General features: G+C 51.2%; 23 protein-coding genes. 11 read left to right on the top strand and 12 right to left on the bottom strand.

Annotated elements, in window-relative coordinates; all coding sequences use genetic code 11:
• Positions 1–66: 66 nt before the first annotated feature.
• Positions 67–2394, bottom strand: a complete 2328-nt coding sequence (locus GmarT_RS00450) for a hypothetical protein (RefSeq protein ID WP_149302375.1) — start codon at positions 2392–2394, stop codon at positions 67–69.
• A gap of 576 nt (positions 2395–2970) precedes the next feature.
• Here GmarT_RS00450 and GmarT_RS00445 point away from each other — a divergent pair.
• The gene (locus GmarT_RS00445) at positions 2971–5238 is read left to right on the top strand and encodes an ATP-dependent helicase (protein WP_002648098.1); all 2268 of its coding nucleotides are present in this window, start codon (positions 2971–2973) and stop codon (positions 5236–5238) included.
• A 130-nt stretch (positions 5239–5368) separates the two neighbouring features.
• Positions 5369–6319 (top strand): site-specific tyrosine recombinase XerD, encoded by a 951-nt coding sequence (xerD, locus tag GmarT_RS00440; protein ID WP_002648099.1) that lies wholly within the window; start codon positions 5369–5371, stop codon positions 6317–6319.
• On the opposite strand, the gene GmarT_RS00435 is transcribed toward xerD, so the two are convergent.
• The 10 genes from GmarT_RS00435 to GmarT_RS00390 form a co-directional block, all read right to left on the bottom strand.
• The gene (locus tag GmarT_RS00435) at positions 6320–7249 is read right to left on the bottom strand and encodes a DUF1559 domain-containing protein (RefSeq protein WP_198139436.1); all 930 of its coding nucleotides are present in this window, start codon (positions 7247–7249) and stop codon (positions 6320–6322) included.
• A gap of 81 nt (positions 7250–7330) precedes the next feature.
• Positions 7331–7753: a hypothetical protein gene (locus tag GmarT_RS00430; RefSeq protein WP_002648101.1), complete on the bottom strand. Its 423-nt coding sequence runs from the start codon at positions 7751–7753 to the stop codon at positions 7331–7333.
• Between the two features lie 13 nt (positions 7754–7766).
• Positions 7767–8378 (bottom strand): PulJ/GspJ family protein, encoded by a 612-nt coding sequence (locus tag GmarT_RS00425; protein ID WP_002648102.1) that lies wholly within the window; start codon positions 8376–8378, stop codon positions 7767–7769.
• Positions 8378–8833: a prepilin-type N-terminal cleavage/methylation domain-containing protein gene (locus GmarT_RS00420; protein ID WP_002648103.1), complete on the bottom strand. Its 456-nt coding sequence runs from the start codon at positions 8831–8833 to the stop codon at positions 8378–8380. The genes GmarT_RS00425 and GmarT_RS00420 overlap by 1 nt, the downstream gene beginning before the upstream one ends.
• A 20-nt stretch (positions 8834–8853) precedes the next feature.
• Positions 8854–9966 carry a type II secretion system F family protein gene (locus GmarT_RS00415; RefSeq protein WP_002648104.1) on the bottom strand — a complete coding sequence of 371 codons (1113 nt, stop codon included), beginning with the start codon at positions 9964–9966 and terminating at the stop codon, positions 8854–8856.
• Between the two features lie 71 nt (positions 9967–10037).
• Positions 10038–11273: a type II secretion system F family protein gene (locus tag GmarT_RS00410; RefSeq protein WP_002648105.1), complete on the bottom strand. Its 1236-nt coding sequence runs from the start codon at positions 11271–11273 to the stop codon at positions 10038–10040.
• An 81-nt stretch (positions 11274–11354) separates the two neighbouring features.
• Positions 11355–12443 carry a type II secretion system F family protein gene (locus GmarT_RS00405; protein WP_002648106.1) on the bottom strand — a complete coding sequence of 363 codons (1089 nt, stop codon included), beginning with the start codon at positions 12441–12443 and terminating at the stop codon, positions 11355–11357.
• A 92-nt stretch (positions 12444–12535) separates the two neighbouring features.
• Positions 12536–13741 (bottom strand): GspE/PulE family protein, encoded by a 1206-nt coding sequence (locus GmarT_RS00400; protein ID WP_157158978.1) that lies wholly within the window; start codon positions 13739–13741, stop codon positions 12536–12538.
• Positions 13742–13752: 11 nt separating this feature from the next.
• The gene (locus tag GmarT_RS00395) at positions 13753–14190 is read right to left on the bottom strand and encodes a hypothetical protein (protein WP_002648108.1); all 438 of its coding nucleotides are present in this window, start codon (positions 14188–14190) and stop codon (positions 13753–13755) included.
• Positions 14183–14764: an RNA polymerase sigma factor gene (locus tag GmarT_RS00390; RefSeq protein WP_002648109.1), complete on the bottom strand. Its 582-nt coding sequence runs from the start codon at positions 14762–14764 to the stop codon at positions 14183–14185. Before GmarT_RS00390 ends, GmarT_RS00395 begins: the two co-directional genes overlap by 8 nt.
• A gap of 386 nt (positions 14765–15150) precedes the next feature.
• Between GmarT_RS00390 and GmarT_RS00385 the strand changes: the two genes are divergently transcribed.
• Both GmarT_RS00385 and GmarT_RS00380 read left to right on the top strand, forming a co-directional pair.
• Positions 15151–15672 carry a shikimate kinase gene (locus tag GmarT_RS00385; protein ID WP_002648110.1) on the top strand — a complete coding sequence of 174 codons (522 nt, stop codon included), beginning with the start codon at positions 15151–15153 and terminating at the stop codon, positions 15670–15672.
• A 58-nt stretch (positions 15673–15730) separates the two neighbouring features.
• Entirely contained in the window at positions 15731–16774 is a 1044-nt protein-coding gene (locus tag GmarT_RS00380) for a 3-deoxy-7-phosphoheptulonate synthase (RefSeq protein ID WP_002648111.1), read from the top strand.
• A gap of 36 nt (positions 16775–16810) precedes the next feature.
• On the opposite strand, the gene GmarT_RS00375 is transcribed toward GmarT_RS00380, so the two are convergent.
• Complete coding sequence (locus GmarT_RS00375; RefSeq protein WP_044239353.1) at positions 16811–18592, bottom strand: tetratricopeptide repeat protein; 1782 nt, start codon at positions 18590–18592, stop codon at positions 16811–16813.
• A 752-nt stretch (positions 18593–19344) separates the two neighbouring features.
• Between GmarT_RS00375 and GmarT_RS00370 the strand changes: the two genes are divergently transcribed.
• From GmarT_RS00370 to GmarT_RS00350, 7 genes are all read left to right on the top strand, one after another.
• Positions 19345–19539 carry a hypothetical protein gene (locus GmarT_RS00370; protein WP_002648113.1) on the top strand — a complete coding sequence of 65 codons (195 nt, stop codon included), beginning with the start codon at positions 19345–19347 and terminating at the stop codon, positions 19537–19539.
• An 18-nt stretch (positions 19540–19557) separates the two neighbouring features.
• Positions 19558–19713, top strand: coding sequence for a hypothetical protein (locus GmarT_RS29310; RefSeq protein ID WP_002648114.1), 156 nt, complete (start codon positions 19558–19560; stop codon positions 19711–19713).
• 54 nt (positions 19714–19767) lie between these two features.
• Positions 19768–19938 carry a hypothetical protein gene (locus GmarT_RS29305; protein WP_002648115.1) on the top strand — a complete coding sequence of 57 codons (171 nt, stop codon included), beginning with the start codon at positions 19768–19770 and terminating at the stop codon, positions 19936–19938.
• A gap of 231 nt (positions 19939–20169) precedes the next feature.
• Positions 20170–20604: a secondary thiamine-phosphate synthase enzyme YjbQ gene (locus GmarT_RS00365; protein WP_002648117.1), complete on the top strand. Its 435-nt coding sequence runs from the start codon at positions 20170–20172 to the stop codon at positions 20602–20604.
• 18 nt (positions 20605–20622) lie between these two features.
• Entirely contained in the window at positions 20623–21363 is a 741-nt protein-coding gene (locus tag GmarT_RS00360; RefSeq protein WP_002648118.1) for a hypothetical protein, read from the top strand.
• 85 nt (positions 21364–21448) lie between these two features.
• A complete protein-coding gene (locus tag GmarT_RS00355; protein ID WP_002648119.1) occupies positions 21449–22123 on the top strand; it encodes a class I SAM-dependent methyltransferase in 675 nt (224 codons plus the stop codon).
• A 4-nt stretch (positions 22124–22127) separates the two neighbouring features.
• Complete coding sequence (locus GmarT_RS00350) at positions 22128–22616, top strand: hypothetical protein (protein WP_002648120.1); 489 nt, start codon at positions 22128–22130, stop codon at positions 22614–22616.
• The last annotated feature ends 56 nt before the right edge of the window (positions 22617–22672 follow it).

Genomic DNA, 22672 nt, shown 5'->3' with positions numbered 1-22672 from the left:
TATAAAAAAGAGGCGAATCAATCGATTCGCCTCTTTCATTTTTCAGCTCAGACTTGAGTAGTCTGACTATTTTACGGAAGCAGTTTCTGCCGGTTCGGGTGGCAGAGGCAGCTTGCTTTCATTCTTTTCGACTGTCAGGTCGTTTCCGACGGTGATCGTCAACCAGCCATCGTTGGCTTTGATGCCAGTGATGTCCAGGTAGACGGTCCGGTTTTCCAGCTTGGCTTTGACCTGTGAATCTTCGACACGATCCGGAAATGCCTTTTCCATTTTGCTGCGAACCACGCCGGCCCGAGCGATCTGAGAAGCAATCCGTTCTGGTCGAACGACGGCTGATGATTTTACATCACCACGTGTGATGTAAATTTTGTCACCGTCGACTTTGAACTGCAGAGGTACTGTGATAATCTGAGTTGGCACAGCGGTTTCGCCCTGCTGTTCAAAACCACAACGCAGGATCAGATTCAGCGTATTGTCTGTAATCTGCACCCGAATAGGATCGTGATCGTCGAAGGCCAGGATATTGGGTCCTTTATCTGGATCAACGGGAGGTCGTTCCAGTTTGACTTTACGTCCCAGGACATCTTCGATTGATTTTTCAAATTCGGTGATCAGGTCCTGGTCTGTAATTTTACGGCCTTCCAGGTTCATGCGGGAAAGGCTGTTATTCATAACTGATTCATGCAGTTGCACCACAACACTTTCATCGGGAGTGATGGTCAGTGGTGGCGAATTGGCAGCCAGTTCGCCGGTGTCCATCAGCCGGGTGCGAATGTAAAGATGCGTGTCTGTCGAAGCGAAGCTGCGGGCTGTGGGGAACAATCCATTATCCTGCAGACGCTTATTCAACTTTCCGCCGACCTCTTCATTGGCGCGGTCAATGCGTTCGTCAACTTCTTCATCAAAGCGGGGACGAACCCGATCACGCACGCGTTGTGCAGCAATTGCTTCTGCTTCGCCTTTCAGTTCAGCAGTACGACGGTAAGCCATGTTGCGACCAATGCCGGCCAGCAGGGGAATGCCGTCCAGTTTAGTGCTGGCACCGACGGTGGTGTTGTTGGCGGCGACTTCCACCCAGGCAGGCTGAGTTACGAACAGATCACCATCAAAGTTGATTTCCTTGGTACCCCAGATCTGATGATGACCCGATGTGTAAATCGTGGCCTGGCTGGTTGTACCGGAAGTTTCACTGTTTGTAACACCATTCAGTGTTAAATCAAATCGCAGTGTAGAATCGCTGGGTTTGAAATCCACGCCGATTTCGGTGGTTGTGGCCTGATTTCCGGTCACGTATGCACCCAGAATGCAGTCTACAACAGGACCGGTTTCGCAGGTGCTGTCATGGATCAGACGGTTGATGAAGTCTTCAGCAACCATGACCCGCAGATTGTAGTTGAAGTAATTGTTTCGCAGTGCAGTCGTGAGGGGCTCCAGTCCACCGGCCAGTTCCTGACGCAGCAGAGCATAAGCCTTACGTGCTTCGAATGCATTCTTGTTGCTTTGAGTAGCTTCATACTCTTCGAGGTTGCTGACCAGAGTCGTCAGCTGCGTGCGAACTTTACCAGCGTCAATCTTGGTCGCACCTGGTTTGGAATCAGCCAGAAGCGCACGGACGGTTTTTTCCAGGTTCTGGAACTGAGGACGGTTGAAGAATTTTCGCTGCTCGGCATCGGTTAATGCGCCCCGCTCTTCAAATTTCTTTTTGAGCGATTTCAGCAGATCCATCAATTCAACTTCGGAATAGCTGTTTTTCAGTTCTTTCTGCAAATCATTTAGCTGCAGGTAATCGACCCAGCTGTTTCCATTCTCCATGCTATCCAGGTATTTTTTCAGAGCAGCAGCAGCTTTCGCCACTTTGTTCTGCTGTGATTTCAACTGGGCAGCTTTGACGGCAGCGACATCGACTTCCAGTGTTTTCAAAACCGCATCCGCGATTTCCACACGACGCTGCAGGCGGCCGGTGTAGTCAGCGAGAACAGCCTGACCTTGTGCATCCTTGATCTTTGTCTGCAGTGCTTTCAGAGTCTGCTTCTGTTGTTCCAGAGTCTGGTCTGATTCGTAGAGTTTGGCCAGCAGATCACCAACCTGTTGATCCCAAGTGGCCCACTTGCCTTCCAGACCTTCCGGAGCTTCCGAAAGATCTTCCGGAACTTCGGGTGGTAAAATGCCCTGCAGACCCACGTCTGCTTTTTCCGGCTTCTTGTCTTCGACAGCCATTGTGGTTGTGACAACCAACGCCAGGCTGGCTAATCCTAAAACTGCCAAGCCGAGTACACCAAAATATTTCTGGTTCTTTCTGGTTCGGTTTGATTCCTTGAGAAGCATATCTGATCTCACTCCGTCGACAAAGGGATTCGAATAACGGTCTCCACCATTCACAAGAACGCGGGACACCAAAGGCCCTCATTAATGGTAGTAGGGGTGGAAACTACCGTTGTAAAATAATTTATCGTCATTTAGCAGCAGGGAATGTGTGTTGAATTCATACATCCCCACAGCCAATTAACTTTTCCAGTATCAAACTCCGCAAAACCATATCTACATACAGGTTTCAAAAATAATATTTTGAGATTGCAGAATTCCTGTTGTTTTTCATGGCGAAAATCAGGACCGGCGATACTGGCCAGACACCCTATTCATTAAGATCGTCAAAGTCAGCCGGCCATTTTTCAACATACATCATCACACTCTCTCTGCGCAGTCTAGTGGACCCACAAATATTGTGCAATCAACCAAAGCAGCTTGTATTCGCAACATTACCAAAACATGCGAATGTTCACTACTTCTGCTCTCTGAACCTGCTTTTCGTCCTGAAAATGCCTGCGAAAACCCCTTCTTCCTTATACTAAGTGATGCAGATACAAATTCGGGCTGAATAATCAATGGGTTCGATTTGGAATTTGGGAAGCAGGACCGTACATTGGTCATTTCAGATAATAAATCCAGCTCAACGTATAAAAGGACTTTCACTTGGATTTTCAGCAGGTCCTGACGCCGCCTCAATTCGCCGCCGTCTCCCATCACCAGGGACCATTACTGGTACTGGCGGGACCAGGCTCAGGAAAAACCCGTGTTATCACCCACCGGATCGCCTCGCTGATCCATGCGCACGTTCCCGCCCATCAGATTCTGGGAATCACTTTCACCAACAAGGCAGCGGATGAAATGGGCGAACGGGTCAGGCAGCTGATACCCGACTCGCGCGTGGAGATTTCAACCTTTCATAAGTTTTGCGTCAAAATCCTGAGGCGATACGGCAGAGGGGTAGGCCTGGACAGTAACTTCTCGATTTTTGATACGACCGATCAACAACAGCTCATCCGCTTCGTGTTGAATGAATTAGACATCGATACCGTGGCGTATAATCCTTCGACCATCGCTTCGATGATCAGCCGCGCCAAAAATGATCTGATTACCGTAGATCGGTTCGTGGAAATTTATCAGGAATCGGTGGGCGATCATCTGCAGGCTGTCGCAGCTCGCGTGTATCCGATGTATCAGAAACTGCTGCTCGAATCGAACGCGGTTGACTTTGACGATTTACTGCTGCACGTCGCCAGTCTGCTCAAAGGCTCCCCCGAATTACGGGCGACACTGGATGAACGTTATCAGTACATTTTAGTTGATGAATACCAGGATACGAACCTGGCGCAGTATCAGATCATCATGGGACTCTCGCTCAACACACGCAATCTGTGTGTCACCGGAGATCCCGACCAGTCAATTTACGGCTGGCGGGGGGCGAAGATTGAAAACATCCTGCAGTTTGAGCGGGATTTCCCCGACTGCAAAACCATTCGACTCGAACAGAATTTCCGCAGTACCAAAGAAATCCTTCGGGTCGCCGACGATCTGATTTCTCACAATCAGCGCCGCAAAGTCAAATCGCTGTTTACAGAAAACGAGGAAGGTTCGCCGGTCGAGCTGCTCTGTTTTCAGGATGAGCGGCACGAAGCCGACGACATTGCCAGGCGCATTCGCAACGCCGTCGATCAGGGAAAGCAGGAATATACGGATTACGCCATCTTTTACCGGGTCAATTCGCTGTCGCGCGAACTGGAGCTGGCGCTGGCCCGGCATAAAATTCCCTACCAGCTGGCAGGCAGTGTGGCCTTCTATGAACGCACGGAAGTCAAAGATCTGCTTTCCTATCTGAAACTGGTCAATAACCCCGACGATCGCGTCGCGTTCTCTCGCATCGTCAATAAACCACTGCGCGGCATCGGCAAAACGACGCAAAACAAACTGATTCGCTGGGCCGACGAGCGGGGCATCAGCCTTTTGGAAGCCGCCCATCAGGCAGCAGACTGTCCGAAGCTTTCTAAACGGGCGGCGACCATGGTGGCACGGTTTGCCAAAATGATTAACGGATTTTCAATGGCCGACTCGGGATCCGTCGCGCACCTGATGGAAAATATCATCGACAGTACGCGAATGGTTGACAGCTGGAAAGAAAGTCCGGACGAAGCGGATCAGCAGCGGATTGCGAACGTCAATGAATTACTCTCCACTGCCAAAAAGTATGATGACATTTATGGTGAAGAAACCACGCTGGAAGGTTTTCTGGAAGTCAGTACGCTGGCCAGTGCAACAGACCAGCTGGATACTGACGCGGGGCGCGTGACGCTGATGACGCTGCATGCGGCGAAAGGCCTGGAATATCCGGTGGTGTTTATTGTCGGTGTCGAGCAGAACCTGATTCCCCATGAACGGGTGCTGCGTGAAGAATTCCGCGACGGACTGGAAGAAGAGCGCCGCCTGTTTTTTGTAGGGATCACCCGGGCCGAACAGAATCTGTACCTGACACAGACACGCGAGCGCTCCATGCGCGGCCGTCCCTGGAGAACCATTACCAGCGACTTCCTCAAAGAAATCGATGTGGAATTCAACGATCAGTCGACTGATGAACTGTTCGAATCCCGTTCGCACTTCGATGAATTTGTGGAATCGGTCAAGCGAGGCGAGATTGACACGGCCGCTTTGAAAGCAGCCAACCCGGAACGTCCCCTGCTGATGACCGGGGCAGATCTCCTCAAGGATGCGCCCCAGGCTGCAGAAATCCCGCAGGGATTTTCGGTAGGTATGCGAGTCAGACATCCGCGGTATGGCGTGGGAACGGTAATGGGCATCAGTGGTTTTGCCCGCAAACGAATGGTGAATGTCCTGTTTGACGATGCCGACGAACCACAGACCTTTGTCGCCGCACATTGCCCCCTGCAACCGTTAGGATTGCGCTAACCCGACACTGCTTCAAGCGGATCACGTCTGCTTGCCGATAAACCCGATTGGCGCCTGCCATTAATTCTGTGGAAGAATAAACTGGTAGTGTCGCAGTCTTTTCTCACTTAAACAGACTTCGGGTTCTCTCATGCCGCCACGTAAACGACCACCGGCGAATTCCAGATTCCAGGTCCGCAAACCAGCCGACCCCGGTGTGCATCTGGAACCCTTTCTGCATTACCTGGAAGCAGAATGCGGGATGGCAGTGAATACCGTCTCCGCGTATCGCTCGGATATCGTACAGTTTCTGGACTGGTACCGCATGCAGAAACCGGTTCCGCTGAGTGAAGTGGATCTCGCTTTTCTCTCCGGCTATCTGCAGCATCTCAATCGGCGCAAACTGGCGGCAACAACTGTTTCCCGACACCTGGTCACGCTCAAGCTCTTCTTTCGCTACCTGGTGCTGGAAGGCGTGCTCGCCGAAAGTGTCGCCGACCTGTTGAACTCGCCTAAGCTCTGGAAATACCTGCCGAAAGTTCTCAGTCCGGAAAAAGTCAATCAACTGCTCGCTGCTCCCTGCCGCCAGGATCGCTATCCGCTCCGCGACCGGGCGATACTGGCGATGATGTATGCGACCGGCTGCCGCGTGACAGAGATCGTCACTCTGCCTTTGAACTCGGTGAAGCTGACGGAAGGCTATGCCCGCTGCGTGGGAAAAGGAAACAAGGAACGCATGGTGTCATTAAATCCGGTCGCGGTCGCTGCAGTGGAAGCGTACCTGCGGCATGAACGCCCCGTGTTGACAAGGCGCAATACAACAGAACAGGCGCTCTTTCTGAATCGGGGAGGCAAGCAGCTGTCGCGGGTCATGGTCTGGAACATCGTCAAGAAAAATGCGGCACGAGTGGGCTGCAGTAAAGAAGTCAGTCCACATACACTGCGTCACAGTTTCGCGACACACATGATGGCTGGCGGAGCCGAGATCCGCGCGTTACAGGAACTGCTGGGACACGCCAACATCCGCACGACCCAGATTTACACGCACGTCGATCACAGTCGCCTGAAAGCCGTGCATCAGATGTATCATCCGCGTGGCTGATTAAAACGGGTCCATCAGTTTGCCATCGCCGCGATTCCCCAGTTGCTCAAGCAGTCCGGGGTCAATATTTTCAGAAATGAAGCGAACCGAACCGTCTCCCAGTCCGATGTGTGCACCGCCGACATGATAACTGCCAAACCCGCCGACGTTTAACAGTGGATCGATGGGAGCTTTTTCCTCTTCCTCTTCTTCAGAAGTGGGATAATAGGAACCTCCCCAGCCGCCTCCATATCCAGGCAGATCTCGATTAATGGAGCCGGTATTCCGCAGACTGGCGCGCGTTCCGGAGAGCCAGCCGAGGTTGGTATCATCATAGAGATGCTCGCCGATAAAGATAGTATTGCTGCTGCCGTCGGTGATTTGATCATAAGTAATGCTACTGTTTAAAAACATGACTCCCGAGTTGTTCACGTCGATCGGTGCTTCATCGGCGTTATAACAGGCCGCGTAGTTTGTCTGAAACAACGGGAGATTATCATCGATGGGGACTTCCATAATGGGCCCTTTGGGATCGGAAGGGCAGCTTAAAAACGAAATCGGTCTTTTGCGTACTTCGTAATTGGCCTCGGCGTACACACTCTGTTTGAAGTCAATATGCCGATAAACAATCGCCTGCTCCAGAAACGGCATAAGTCCGCCGAGCCAGCCCATGTCATAACCTTTGGGTTCATTTTTGACAGGTCCCGTCTGGTTGTAGACCCCTGCGGGCAGGACCTCGAACGCCATTTCGTAGTTTTGCAGCGCCAGGCTGATCTGCATCAGATTGTTTTTACACTGCGTACGTCGGGCCGCCTCGCGTGCCTGTTGTACGGCGGGCAGCAGTAGCGCAATCAGGATCGCGATGATTGCTATCACAACCAGCAGTTCAATCAGCGTGAAGCCGCGACGCTGCAGACTCTGGTAATATCGGGGGGTCTCTTTTTTCATCATCTGTGTTTCCTGAAACAATAATACCAACTCATTTAAAATCAGGTAAATTATAAGGACGGATCGCTGACCCGTTCAGTGTGGTCATAAAATTATTTTTTTTGTTCGGGTAATCGTATCAGTCTGATTCTCAGGATATTTCACTCGTGCCTGGATCGACAGTCGACGTTCTGCTTCCCCGTCACCTTCCGTTTTCAATACAATTTCAGCGGAAGCAGCATAGCGGGTTCCCAGTTCTTCCGGATCAATCTGCCAGACTTCCCCCTGGTATTCGGGATTCGTCAATCGTCGCTGTGCAGCGCGCTCCAGAGCCGACTCGACAAGCCAGTCTGCCTGCACCTGCAACTGTTCCTTCAGCATTTGCCGTCTCTGCATTAATGTCGATTTCAGCAGGGAAGCCATCACCAGTGAAATCAACAATAGACAGATCATGACAATGACTAACACTGCCCCCTGGCGCGTTTTTTTCTTCTGAGTTCCCATTTCTGATTTGTAGACGAGACGCATATGTTTGATCCTGTCACTCGGTTTTTTTTGTTTCTTTTTCTGGTTGTTTCAGCTTCAAATCCGCCAAACGATAATCATGGCCGATGGTGGAAATGATGGATAATTCCTGAACAGCCGGCCTCCCGGATTGATCTGATTTACTGTAGTTTTTACTCAATACACGCTGTAATGGATCGGGTTCTTCAATGGAAATTCCTGCACGATGCAGTCGCTGCTGTTCAAAAAATTGAGCGTGACTCCCCTCCGGCAGATAAAAGACATCACGGTGCGCTACTTCACCCTGGCTGGTGACCACTCGGAAGATCTGATGCTGGTCAATGCGATACGTCACACTCCGTTTGTCCGGCTGTTGAAGCGTGATTTCTGTGCCCCCCTCTGCGGGAAGCCGGACGTCATCGGCGGCATGGATGTCCGCGCGAAACAGATGGGAAAAGCGCTGGAACGAAGATCCCAGCCAGGCGGCTTTACTGGTTTCCCGTTCAGCGCGGAGTATGGTATGCATGGTCGTCATACTGATGCCCATCAGCACCGAGGCGATGCCCATGGCCACCACGACTTCCACCAGAGAAACCCCCGGGGGACAGCCATATTGTCTGATCGAAATAGTAAACCCGCGTCGCTGCATTACTGCTGTTCCTTCAGGCAGACCCACGAAGTGAGACTTACCGGCATTGCTCTGATTCCCTGCTGGTTTTTCCAGCCCAACTGGATCTGAATTTTTTTCATCTGCTTGACATCAGTCGCCTCACTGATTTTGATTTGCAACCTGGCATCAGGCAATTGCCTGACTGCACTTTCCGACAAGGCGAATTTATCCACGATTGACTGCTGTACCTGATCGTATGGTAAAGCGACCACGCGTTCCATCAGATTTTCCACTTCTACGATCGCTATCTGACGGCGTTCGGTCTGCCTGCGTTCACGATGCACCCAGTAGATCGCTGGCACCACAATCATGGAGACTGTCATCAGCAGCACGCCGGCCACCATCATCTCCACCAGAGTAAATCCGCGCCGTCGACATCGACGTGATGCGTCACGACTTGAACAGGCTCTCTGATTCTGATTTTGATTTCTCACGTTTCAACCGTTTTCTGAGGTTAAGACAGGGCATGCATGATGGTTACCAGTGGCAAAAACAATCCGATGACGAATATTCCCACTAAACAGCCCACGCTTAGAATAAAAGCAGGTTCCAGATATTCCCGTATCAGTGCCAGGCGATAATTGATGCGCCGCTCAATCCCTTTAGCAATCGCTTTGAGTGCCCAGCTTAAGTTGCCCGCCCGCTGCGCTGACTGTAACAGACGCACTTCACTGGGGGTCAGCAGACTGTAGTCATGCAGTGACGTCCAGCAGTCGTTCCCTTTATGAACATCTTCCAGGATCGCGTTAAAGCGGGCAGACAGATATGGATTTTTTGTGGTATGTGACAGGGTTTCAAATGCCCCCAGCAGGGGACGTCCTGATTCAGTAGTGATATGCAGAAACCGTAAGACATCTGGCGCAATTAAACGGGGATAATAACGCCCGGAAATAAACCGGGGACGCCAGCCATTTTCCAGATAGCCGGTATGGCGAAACCTGAGATACATGATCAAGAGAAACAGGAATCCTGGAAGAATCCACAGAAAGTAATTAACAACCAGATCCGAAGTATGAATGATCGTCACTGTCAGATCCGGCAGTTCCATATTGAAGTCATAGAAAATTTTTTTCATCTTGGGAATGATCCAGTAACAGATAAACATGAAGACATTTGCCATGATGAGAAAAACGGTAAGCAGATAAATTCCGATGCCGGGGCGCAGGTAATCCCGTTCACTGCGTTGCTCGGCACACACTTCTGCCGCCAGGGAAAGTGCCGAAGGCAGTGTTCCTGACTCGGCTCCCGCTTTGACCAGAAAATACGCATTGGCAGGAATGACATACGGGATTTTCTCAAGCGCTTCTGCCAGGGGAACGCCACTGCGCAGCAAGTCCACCAGCCTCATGATCTGATGACGCCAATGGCCTCGAATGTCCTTCCCGAACGTTTCCAGGACGTCGATTAACGGAAGCTGCTTGTCCGCGGCGATCGCCAGAATCCGCAGTAATGCCACCTGTTGAGAATAAGAAACACGCCCGAAGGATAGAATCGAACCGAGTGATGACGAACGCCTTACGTTGCCATAAATTCGATTCAGATTTTCAAAACGGGATTTCTTATCCATGAGTCTCTTAACTCGCCAGCGGTTCTCAACGTAAAAGATTTGAAATAAGTGATATCAGGACTCTGGCTGATTCAGTACAGCAAGTTCAATAATTGAATTAAAGGGGCCAGCATGGCGATGAACAGAAAGCCCATCAGAATGCCACAGAAAATGATCACCATTGGTTCAACAACAGACGAGAAGAAAGTAATGCGGACCCGCGTCTGACTGTTCAACATGTCCGACAGTGCATTCAGAATTTCGACAGAATAGCGGGGTCCCTGATGGGATGTGGTGCCTGACTGACTGGCCAGTGTCTGCAGGAACGTGGCCGGGAATATTTTCAATGACTCCAGGGAAGCAATCTCCGCCTGTCCGGACGATACCGATTCGGAAAACCGACGGCAGGCATTGCGGATTTCATAATTACTGGAACTTTCCCCGGTCATCTTGAGCGCTTCAAGGAACGGGACCTGGTTGTCAACCAGCAACGCCAGCAGATGGGAGAATCGCGAAACCGATAGACCGCTGAGCAGTCCGCCAATCAAAGGCAGACGATAGATTATTTTCTGTGACCAGATCTGACCGCGCTCTGTTTTCATCAACAGCAGATAACAGCCTGCCAGCAGCAGTCCCGTAGGCAGATACCACCACCATTGCGTCCGCAGGAACAGGGATAGCTCAAACAGCCGGAGAGTCATCCCAGGCAACTCGATTCCAAATTCCCGATAAATCGATTCAAAGGCAGGCAGGATCCAGAGCATGATGCTCAGAAACATCAGCATGGCAAATGCCATCAGGATCAAAGGATAGCTGAGCGCCATCAGCAACTGGTTTTTCATCTCTGAGATTTGTCGGGTATGTGCGACATAGTCCGCCAGGATCTCGCTCATCTTCCCGGAGCGTGTGCCGGCATGCACCAGGGCACACAGTTCGCGCGGGGCCCGGGAATCCGCGAGCACCGTTTCCAGGTCATTGCCGGCATCCAGTTGTGAAGCCAGATTCTGTACCGCAGACCGCAGACGCGGACTCTCGATTTCATAGGAAACCGCTTCCAGACCGGTTGATAAAGGGAGCCGCGCACGGGTCAGGTCAGACAGGTGATCGGAAATCACATCATAGTCGCGGGACGACAGTTTCTGACTGCCTGCGGAAGCAGACACGGCCGGCATGGAAAAGGCCAGCGCTGATTCTTCCTCTTCGATCCGTGCTATCTTCAGCCCCTGATCCTGCAGCCTGCTCGCAACTTCATCCCGGTCTGCGGCCTGGATGCGGCCGGAGACATGTTTACCCTGCGAATTGATTCCCTGGTAACGATACCAAATCATCTGATAACCATCCCGCTATGCTTCCCATTGCTGCAATCATTAAACTTCGAATCAGGACAATAGCCTCTCACTCTAAGAACCTCATGGCTGGGCCAATTGTTTAAGCATGTCCGAGAACGGAAGAAATAATACCAGAGAATAGCATAACACCGTCCCTCCGCCGATGATCGCGCCGGTAAAGATTGGAAACAAAACGCGAAACCAGCGTGTATAACTGGTGGCTTTTCTCCGATACATATCTGCTGCGTTTTTCAGCGCCAGGCTGAGATCCCCCTGATGATTTTTCGTCGTGAGCAGCCAGGTTAACAGCGGAGGCCAGCCATATTCTTTCGTGGAGATGACGGTCTCGGGCTGTGCTTGCAGATGCCGGTCCGCCATCAGACTGGCCGATTTCACCAGCTGATCATCACCGGTCGCTTCCGCCGCCAGTACGACCGATTCAGCAAAGGGTATGTTCTGTTGAATCAACAGTGACATCAGTTCGGAAAAATTGCCGTACCGATAATAGTTGGCAATTTTCTGCACACCGGGAATCCAGCCGATCAGGCGACTGGTCCCTTTGAAATTCAGCAACTGTGAACTGCCCGTTCTCATCCATAAGATAGCAAACAGAAACAGTACCAGCGGCGGAACCATGCCCCAGTAGACGACCGTGGACTGCATGGAGTTTAACAACTGCAGAGGCTTTGATTCGCTGAGACGAAAAATATCGTAAGCGGCATTGAACCGTGACAGCACTTCAAACAGGAAAATCATAAACAGCCCGTATGCCAGGCTGAACACAATCAGCGGGTAGACCATCGCCATACCGATCTGGCGGCGCAGGTGAAACAGTTCCCAGGCATAATTCGACATTTCTTCCAAAGCGACCGTCAGCTTGCCTGACTTGATGCCTGCTTCGACGATCACGCGATACACGCGCGGAAAACAGGCGCCTTCCGCGGCCATCGCTTCCGGCAGCGTACTGCCCCGCTCCATCCTGGTTGCCAGGTCAGCAGTGATCCGGCCGAGACGATCGGGGAGTTCATTTCCCATTTCGCGGAGCCCCAGTTCGAGGGGAATCCCGGCCTGCACGAGTGAAATAATTTCTTCATTCAGCGCGATCAGTTCATCGAGTTCAAAGCGGGTTTCGCTGGTCTCGTTCGATTCAGAATCGTCTCTTGAATTCATGGTCACACCTGCTTTTGACAGAAACGATTATTGCCGTGTCATGTTATGTTATGTTATCATTCGAATTTCAGGGTGAATTAATCGATCACCCTTTAACCGTTGTTGCGCGTCATGCCCAGTACCCGACGTACTTCCGCCGGACTGGTGAGCCCCTGGTTCACTGCCTCTTGCGCGCGATCCCACTGGGTCCGCATGCCCGACTGGATGGCCAGTTGATGGAGTACCGTGGCATCCGCGCCATTTAAAATGGCATTCGCCACTTCGGTCTGACCGGGCTGTAACATCTCCGTCAGAACCATGCGCCCCTGGTAACCGGTCTGCCCGCATTCCACACAACCGACGGGCACTTTCCAGTGTTCGACATCCAGCCCCATGCGATCTTCTTCGGCCCGGGAAATTTCCGCACACGCACAGAGTCGCCTGAGCAGTCGCTGACTGAGTATCGCCAGGAGACCGCTGCGCAGCAGATAAGGTTCGATGCCCATGTCCGACAGGCGGCTCACCGCTTCTGTCGCACTGCCGGCATGAAATGTCGTGACGACCAGGTGCCCGGAAAGCGATGCCTGAAAGACAGTTTCCGCGGTCTCACGATCGCGGATTTCACCGACCATAATCACTTCCGGATCCTGTCTGAGCAGAGACCGCAGACCGAGGACCATATCAAAGCCCGCAGCCGGATTCACCTGCGACTGGGCAACCGTAGGCACGACGACTTCAATCGGATCTTCCAGTGAAGCCAGACTGCGAGACCCTTGAGACTGCCGAATGATTTCGCGCATACAGGCATAGATCGTGGTTGTTTTTCCGCTGCCGGCCGGCCCTGTCATCAGGATAACGCCTCCTGTCTGAGTCAACAGGCGCTGCAGTTCAAACAGGATTTCGCCGGGCAGGTTCAGGCTTTCCAGATGTTTGTAATGCCCCGAACCCACAAACAGCCTGACAACCACTTTCTCGCCGTAGAGCGTGGGAAACGTACTGATGCGTGTTTCGACCGCCTGCTCACCCGATTGCCGCAGCCGTCCCTCCTGGGGGACATCCGTGCGATAGGTCAGCAGATGCGACAGGACTTTGAGCCGCGAGGTAATCCGTGGAGCCAGTTCGGGAGAGAAATCTGCGACGTGATGCAGCACACCGTCAATCCGCCAGTCCATCCGCATTTTGTTTTCGGATGGGAGCAGATGAATGTCGCTGGCATTGATGGCCTGCGCCTGATTTAAAATCAGATCGACCAGATTGGTGACATACTCCGGATGATTCTCGGGTTTCTCAGGCAAGTGTTCCTGGAAATGTTGGGACAAACTCTCCTGCATTAATCGCCTCGATGAAAGATTTGCTCAATCGTTCCTGCACGCTCATTGCGAAACTGAACGACGGCATCGACGAGCCCCCATTCACCCGAATGTTTTAAAGTCGCCTGTACCGAATTCCAGTCCGTTTTGATTGCCGCTGACTGGCGGGTGGCTAAAGAAATGCCTAACACTTCGTTTCCCTTGATATAGAGTGCTTTGGACCAGCCTGAAGCCTGCGGAGAAGTGGATCCCGAACTGCGCAGGCACCAGAACAGACCACAGCAGGCGAATAACATGCTGCAGACAATCCATCTTCGCTGGCGTTGCCTGCGATTTCCTGCCTGCCGGGCTGCTTCCAGAACCTGCTGACGGTGTCCGTCGCGCAGACGAACGGCTGTGCCGGCACCGGCCTGCAGCAACTGTTCTTCCAGGGAATTGTGATCTTCGAATTCAAACATTAATATCCTCATGCGTCACGGGACGCAGATAATTATCTAATTTCTGGAGCGCATAACGATAACGACTGGCCACGGTATTCGGCGATTCATCCAGCACACTGGCAATTTCCGCAAAAGTCATGTCTTCCCAGATCTTCAAGACTACCACTTCTGACTGATTCGTCGGCAGACGCTTCAATGCTTTGCGAATGACGCGCGCCTGATCGTTTTCTTCTACAATTTCTTCATCTCGCGCCCAGAGCTGTCGGCACTGAGCAAATATCTGAAACGGCTTCCGCTTCTGCAGAATCCGTAAGGCTTCGTTGCGGGTCACCCGTAACAGGTAGGCCCAGGGCTGTTGTGCGGTGGCCAGAATTTTCGGTTTCATGGCGATCCGCACCATGGTAGCCTGAATCGCATCTTCCGCATCCGGCATATTGCGGGTGACCGTCACGGCATAACGCACCAGTCGCTCTGAAGTCAAATCGTAGAGCGAACCCAGCCGGTCCACTCCCTGATCGTGCAGATCATTAGCACAACATCTGATTTGTGCTGCAAATTTGACTGGTGACTGTTTTTCCACGATGGAATTCAATTCTGCAAAGCTTCAGAAAAACTTTGATTCTCACTGCTGATTCACAGCAAGAACGTCCTGGCAGAACTGCCAGGCGGGAACGACGAGTAAAATTTGTGTGAATTCTGCACAAACAGAAGTTCCCTGCTTGTGTTGAATCGAGCCGGAAAATAACAATGACCGTTCACTCCCTTTTCACACAGTTCCTATTAGAACTGATTTGCGATATTATTTGTTTTGCTTTTCCCCGGATTTTTCATATTTTTGTAGATCTGGAGAACTTAGATTTCCGTAAGCCTTTATTTATCAGACAGTTGCTGCTTTTATGTTTTTGTGGACCGATCATCCGCGTGTTCTGAATCAGAGTCAGCGCCTCCTCGCAATTCGCATCAGTGAGGAGTGCCCGGATGGCTGCTGAAGCTGCACCTGAGAATCCGGGAGTCATCCTGATTGGGATGCCCGGGTCGGGAAAGTCGACCGTGGGAAAACTACTGTCTGAACAGACAGGTCTTCCCTTCCTCGATACGGATGCATTAATTGAAGCCGGCGAGTCAAAAAGGCTGGCGGAAATTATCTCCGAACACACCTCGGAGGGATTCCGGAAAATCGAGGCAGCATATGTCCAATCGATCCAATCCTCAGGATCGATAATTTCTACCGGCGGAAGCGTCTGTTACAGCCGCGAAGCCATGCAACATCTTGGCAGTCTTGGTACCATAGTCTGGCTGGATGTGTCACCTGAAGTCCTGGAGCAACGGGTGGCCGACGCGTTCGACCGGGGCGTGTTGATTGAACCGGGTACGACGCTGGCCGACTTATACGACAGCCGATTCCCGCTGTATGAACTGTATGCACAATTAAAAATCGAGGCGTCGCTGCTGACGCCTGAGGAAGTTGTTTCCCGGATCTGTGAGCAGTTAAGTCTCTGAATACGATCATCAACCGAAACCAAACACTTTTTTAGTAATGAAAAACGATTGCAAGCCGATGTTACCCATTCAAAACGTCAACATTCATGATTCCGTCCGCCTGGTGGCTCCACAGGAATTGAAAGATACTTACAAGCGGACCGACAAAGTCACAGAGACGGTTGGCGAATCGCGCGAGCAGATTAAACGTATTCTCTCGGGAGAAGATCATCGGCTCATCGTAGTCGTCGGGCCCTGCTCGATTCACGATCCCAAAGCCGCCATTGAGTACGCCACGCGTTTAAAAGAACTCTCCACCAAAGTGGACGACCGGATGTTCCTGATCATGCGGGTCTACTTCGAAAAACCACGCACCACGGTCGGCTGGAAAGGCCTGATTAACGATCCACACCTGGATGGCACCTTCGATGTCTCTTCCGGATTGAAGATCGCCCGCCAGCTGTTACTGCAGATTGGCGAACTGGGAATACCCGCCGCAACGGAAATGCTGGAACCGATCACGCCTCAATACATTGCCGACGCGATCTCGATCGCTTCGATTGGCGCACGCACGACAGAATCTCCCACACACCGCCAGATGGCCAGCGGACTTTCCATGCCCGTCGGTTATAAAAACGGTACAGACGGCAGCCTCGACGTCGCGTTGAATGCGATGCTCGCCGCGCAGAGCCCCCACAGTTTTCTGGGAATCGATGCGGACGGTCAGACCTGTGTCGTCAACACGAAAGGCAATCCCTGGGGGCACCTGATTCTGCGTGGCGGACGTTCCGGCCCGAACTACTCGCGGGAACACCTGGAAGAAGCCAGCCAGAGCCTGCAGGCCGCCGGCCTGTCACCCCGGTTCATGGTCGACTGCAGCCATGCGAACTCCAACAAAGACTATCGCAACCAGGGCAAAGTCTGGAACGACGTGATCGACCAGCGCGTCGCCGGCAACGATACGATCATCGGCCTGATGCTGGAAAGCAATCTGCTTCCCGGCAATCAGAGTCTGCCAAAGGATCTGTCACAACTCCAGTACGGCGTCTCCATCACCGACGAATGCATCGACTGGGAAGAGACCGAAACCCTGATCCTGACCGCACACGAAAAACTGTCATAAGCGGTCTGGAACCTGCTCAACTGATGGCCCACAGTTTCACATTGGGTGAGGTGATTTCAATGGAATCGCTTTCATGAGCCGTTTGGCCACCCGACTCTCTTCTGGTGTAAAGGATTTTTTCAGTGGAGTCACGATATCCTTATCTGCCTCTTTCTGCTGTGCAGCGGTGAGAGGCTCGCAGGCCAGGGGAATAATACCAAGGGTTGGAAATATCCCGTCATTAGATTCCAAGGCCACACTGACTGCCTCATCCAAAGCCATCAAACCTTTTGATGCATCTCCTTTTCTCAACAGTTCTAAAGCGATTCTTTCGAGAACCATCACTTTTATCGAGCTATTTGTCCTGGAGCTGGCCGGAACCTGTGTAGCAATCTTCAAAGCTTCATCAGATTTACCTGCTTCGGAAAGGTGGGATGCAACCAGTAGCAGTGCCGAATCATGATCGGTTTTTGTCTGATTTTTTTGAGCAAACTCGATCGCCTTTTCGGTCTTTCCTGAACGGGCATAATTACTGGCGATGGCGTCCCATACATGTTTTTTTTGTTCCGGCGACTGGATCATCTCAACAACCTTCATCGCTGATTTCAAATGTCCATTTTCTACGAGATGGAATGCAACATTATTCAGAGACAAGGGCCGATCACGCAAATGATACATTTGGGAGATCTTTTCCACTACTGCCATAGTTTGCGCTTCATTTCCTGTCTTAGCCGCGAGTGTCGCGATTTCTTCCAGGGCCGGCTTTCTATATGCCGCTATTTCACTCTCGCGCCCCTTAATCTCGTCAGCGACTTTCATTGCCCATTCAAAATCGCCTGAATCCCTGGCAATGATCGTCGAAATATTCATAAGCGCAAGAAACTTTCCTGTGCTATACTGCAATTTGGATATTTGAATTTGATTGACGATTTCCAGTGCCTGCTCATAATCTCCAGATTCCCTGGCAATGTGCTCGGCAATCTTCGCGAGCTCAGCGTTTCTGGATTGCGGCACGCTGATTTTGTTTGCAATTTCCAGCGCGCGTTTGGAATTACCTCCTCGTGCGTAGGCAGCAGCAAGCTTAACCATTAATTGATCTCTCCTGGTCATATAACGATCTACCACAGTCTGGTCATCGACTTTCTGATACCAGTCTGCAATTGGTTTCAGTAGCTCGAATGCTTTCTGGGAATCACCCTGTTTATGATAAACCATGGCCAGCGCACACAGTGCCGCTCCTTTATGATTCAATTGAGGAATCTGTTCCACAAACTCCAATGCCTGTTGCTGTTGCCCCTGTTGAACGAGTGACTCGACAACGCTTTCATAAACTCGTATCGCAGACCTCTCATTCTCCAGATTTTGAACTGCTTCGACAGCCTCCGATATTTTTCCGGTTTTAATCAGTTCTAAAGCAATCGCTTTAAACGCAGGATCAGTCAATACGGGGCTTCTAAAGTCCTTTGCTGTCTGAACTGCTGTCTCGACCTCCCCCAATAAAATCAGCGTATCTATAATCGATGTATTCTCAGCACCAATATCAACGGCCTCGTGAATCAGCTCTAACGCCGGTTGTAAAGTCTGCAGCGCCTGCTCTTTTTCACCCGCTGCCAGTTGCGCCCGGGCAATGTCATTTAACAATTGGCACCGAGAATTAACTCTTTTATCTTCCTGTGCTATCAGCAAGACCCACTCAGTTGGCGTCTGCCACTGATCTGATTCAGAATCTGAACTGCAACCTATACTCCACCCTGCCGATAACAGTAGCAAAGCAGGGATTGCCAGAAAGAGTGAATTAGATTTTCGTTCCCTTCGTCTCAGATTCCTCTGCTGTTTCATCTTGAGAACCTCATGTCTGTAGACTGGATCGGTTACCTGTGAATGGACTTACTAAAAACTGTGCACAAATCTTATCGTCGGTGTAATCGAATACCATATACAACAGTGATCGATTGTACCATGCTACGGCAAGCTCAGATGAGACATTCCTGCTGCATTCATCCAAGAAACACAGGTTTCCCACAGCATGAGTGTTGCGAATGTAGAATCGAAGCAGGAGCTTTTCGCCAGCAACTAGAATTTAATCTGGTTGTCACTGTTTCTATTGAGCAACTTGCAGTAATTCTTCTGCGAGTCGCTACTCTTAAGGCGTAAAGACGGAATAGGATTGAGTCGAAGTCCCCAGTTCTGAATTCGGGGTTCCCTTCGCCAGAACTGGAATTGCCGTGGCAAAGAAAGGGGGCTCACCAAATCGTATTGATACAGACACTACCTCTTTCAAAGGGGTGAACTTTCGATCGGGCTTGTGTACTGTATGATAGACGCCTGATTTGCGTTTTCACCAGACCAGCCGCTTTGTCGAGACGGAATACAGGTTCTAAGAGGGAATCGCGGGGGCACGTCAGTGCTGTCGCTGCAGGAAGAAATAGAAATGAAAGAGACGTTAAGCTAACAGGCTTATTTGAAGAGTCCCTATAAAAGTATCAAGCACAGCACATACTTCGAAGTATACGACGACCTGTTTCCCCGCTACCGGGGAAAGAACGTCACGTTTGTCGAAATTGGTGTGCTGGGGGGGAGGCTCGCTTTTTATGTGGTGGGAGTTTCTGGGACCACAGGCCAGAATTATTGGCGTTGACATGAATCCGAACGCGAAAAAATGGGAAAACGGAGGCGGTGAAATTTTTATCGCGAATCAGGCTGACGAACCGTTCTGGCAGGAGTTTAAAAACCAGATCGGCCGGGCAGATATGATCCTGGGTGATGGCGGGCATACCTTCGAATAACAGATTATCACGACCGAAATGCTGCTCGACATGATCAACGACAAAGGCATGCTCGTTGTTGAAGACACTCATAGTTCTTATATGGACGGGTTCGGCTTTAGACGATTTTCCTTTCTGGAATACGTCAAACGTTTCATCGACAAAATCAATCAACGTTATAGCCAGTTTGACTAAACAGCCGCCGACCACCGGGTCTGGTCGATTCAGACGTACGAATCATTCGTAGCCTTGCACATTAACCGAAAAGCTTCGAACATCATTTCAGAGCGAACCGACAACGGCGGAGAGTACGACTCGGCAGAAGGTTATCGCGATTCCGATAACGCAGCTTTGAAATCGATGGATGCGTTAGTCCGGAAATGGAACTTCCTGAAGTATATTCCCGGCAGCAAATGGTGAGATGCCAAAGTAAGAAGTTACTTTATCGTCAAAAAATCAAAAAGCAGACTGAAAAAGTATTTCTCATCAGATTCTTAAGGTCGCCTCTGAGAAGAGTCAGTGGTTTCGGAAAAGAACTTGAACAAAAACCCGGTTATCCTGACCTGTTCCCACGTCGTGATTTCGTTACGATAGAGCAATTCATGAGATCCCTTTTTCAAAACTACTATTAATGTGGAACTGATCCCCGTTATGAAAACACTCACCAGAGAACTCTGGATGGATATCCCAAAGCGCCGGCAGATTATCTCCATTCACGATGATGTGGAACAGCTGGTCGAAGAAAGCGGCGTGCAGGATGGGTTAGTCCTCGTTAATGCAATGCATATCACAGCCTCTGTCTTCATCAACGACAACGAATCGGGCCTGCATGCTGACTACGATCGCTGGCTGGAACAGCTGGCCCCCTTTGATGCAGGCAGTGATCCTGCTACCGGCGGGTATCTGCACAATCGCACGGGGGAGGACAACGCCGACGCCCACCACAAACGCCAGATCATGGGCCGCGAAGTCGTCGTCGCTATCACCGACGGAAGGCTCCACCTGGGACCGTGGGAGCATATTTTTTATTACGAGTTCGACGGCCGCAGGCGGAAGCGGATTCTGGTGAAGATTATTGGGGAGTGATTTGCAACGGAGTCTGCAATGAGAAAATTTCAAACCCAAAATCTTTTTGAAGTTGTCGCAGATGCGGCCACCGGGCCAAGCGATCTCACTCGGCATGATCTGGCGGAAGGTGTCGCAGTTTCATTCCTTTACAACGGCCATGAGAAGAACCCAGACACCTGCCAATGGCGAATTGTTGCCCAAAATGAAGTGCGACTTCGGCAAGTCGTGCAGCAGTTAGGAGAAATCCTGACAGCAAAGGGAGTCCGATGCAAGCCTGCACACTTTAGTGGGTGCGTTTGCCATTTTCGAGATGAAGGGCCGTGGGGGGGGAGTTACTTCGTTGTGACAAATGTGTCTGGGGAACGCAATACGGATTCTGTTGAGAAAGTGCAGAGTATGACGAGAGAGTATTCTCAAAAAGAATGGGATGAACTGATTTCCAAGTATCCGAATGGAACGCCGATGTCTGGCAAGGTGTGTGAACAACAGAGGTATGGTGTGTGGGTCATACTTGACGAATTACCCGAAATACCCGCCTTGCTCGAAATCATTCATTTCAAAATCAATGAAACCAGACCAGGATACAGGATTCAGTTCCCGAATGACTATCCTGCGACAGGGACCCTGCTCGAAACACGTGTCCTGGCCTGGTCTGCAAATCCTAAAGAGGTTCGATTGACGCAACTGAACCATCTAAACTGGAGTCATCAGCAATTTCTCCATGAGCAGGCATCTGAGGTTGAGACGAATCCTGTGAAAGAAAATGAAAATATGTGACAACAAAACAACCAACGGCTATGCTTCGACTTTCGATCATTCACTTCCTCTAACCTGTTTTTAGTACGAACGACGAGAAGCACTGATGAACCATTCGACAACCTGGGATCCCAAAACTTATGATGAACCGCGACGGCGACTGGTGCCCGACTTTGATGCGTTTTATGGAACCGCAGCTACGCTCGTCGAGATGACCGTCCCCGCTGAGGCGCGGATCCTGGACCTGGGTTGTGGCACCGGTCTTTTTTCCGAGTTCATTCTGAACCGTTCACCAGCGGCTACTGTCACTCTGTTAGACCAGTCTGCGGAAATGCTCGACGTGGCGAAGACGCGTCTGCAACAGTATTCCATTACGGCGGTGCACGCCTCGTTCGATGAAGCGTTACCAGTTGGCCCGTTCGATGCGGTCATTTCCAGCCTGGCCATTCATCACTTAGCCGACGATCAGAAAGCCCGGTTGTTTCAGCGCGTCGCTGAGGCACTGGCCGACGGTGGCATCTTTATCAACGCCGACCAGGTGGCGGGACCCTCTCCCTGGCAGACGGACCTGTATCGAACGATGCATGAGCAACAGGCGCGCGAACTGGGGACAGACGATGCAGAATGGACTGCTGCCCTGGAGAGAATGGCCATCGACCAGTACGCCTCCGTTGACTGGCATCTCGCACGCTTCGCTGACGCCGGCCTGAAGCGATGCGACGTTTTCTTTAAACGGTTCGGTTTCGCCGTTATGGCCGGCTGGAAATCATCGGCATCATGAGAATATGAACGTCTTCAACCACCGTGAACTTTCAAAAGCAGAAATCATCGTGGCGCACTCGCTGCGGGGGCTCTTTAAGCAGACGGCTGTGGGTGCGTCTTTTGAGGAGACCGAAGATTACCGACTTCTCATGGGTGCGTTAGACTATTTGATTCCCGAAGTCCTGGCCGAACTTTGTCCTGAATGGAAATCTGACGCACTGGATGATGTGATTCCGCTGGTCGCAGATCGCACCGGGGAACGAGAAGCGGTTTTCTTTGGTATGAGCTGGCTGATCCGGGATCAGACTGTTGTGCCTGCGTATCTTCAACTGCAGATTGATTCTGCCATTGATCGTGTCAACTGGCTGGAATGTCGTATCGGCGAACGGGGGCCGCAGGGCATGCTTCGGCGACCGGGTAGTTCATTCGACAAACAACTGTGTCGACTGCAGGGCCGGGAAGATCAGATCGACTGGGCTTATCGTGTGACTTATGGTGAGAAAGGCTCTTGATCGGGAAATTCTATCAGCGTTTAGAGTGGCTCAGCCTGTAAGTTCATTCAGCGCAA

It is taken from the genome of Gimesia maris, from assembly GCF_008298035.1.
GTDB lineage: Bacteria > Planctomycetota > Planctomycetia > Planctomycetales > Planctomycetaceae > Gimesia > Gimesia maris.
Note: the sequence above shows the minus strand (reverse complement) of the source record. Positions and strands in the feature narration are given on the sequence as shown.